This is a genomic window from Pseudomonas sp. HMSC063H08 (assembly GCF_001813645.1).
Taxonomy (GTDB): Bacteria; Pseudomonadota; Gammaproteobacteria; order Pseudomonadales; family Pseudomonadaceae; genus Pseudomonas; species Pseudomonas aeruginosa.
Genome location: NZ_KV813602.1, coordinates 1 through 281, shown reverse-complemented (window position 1 = coordinate 281; position 281 = coordinate 1). Strand labels below are relative to the sequence as shown.

Below are 281 nucleotides of genomic sequence, written 5' to 3'. Positions count from 1 at the left end.
AAGTGCTGGCCATCCTCTGGTCGCACGCCGAACCCGACGGGCAGGTCGGTGTCACCGGCCTCGGGAATGTGGGTTAGGTTCTCGAGCCGTTTCTGTACCTGGTCCAGGATCGTCTGGCTACGGTTCTCCTGCTGTTGCTGCAGCTCCTGGGCGGTGTTGTTGAGCTTCTGCTCTATGTTCTGATCGATGTTGCGCAGGCGGCCCTGCAGGTTCTCATTGGCGGCTTTGAGCGAGTCATTCTCCTGGATCACCTTGCTGATCTGGTCCTTGAGCTGCCGGCT

General features: G+C 59.8%; 1 pseudogene. It reads right to left on the bottom strand.

Annotated elements, in window-relative coordinates:
* A pseudogene (locus HMPREF2924_RS28820) lies at positions 1-281 on the bottom strand (TIGR03752 family integrating conjugative element protein); the annotation flags it as partial.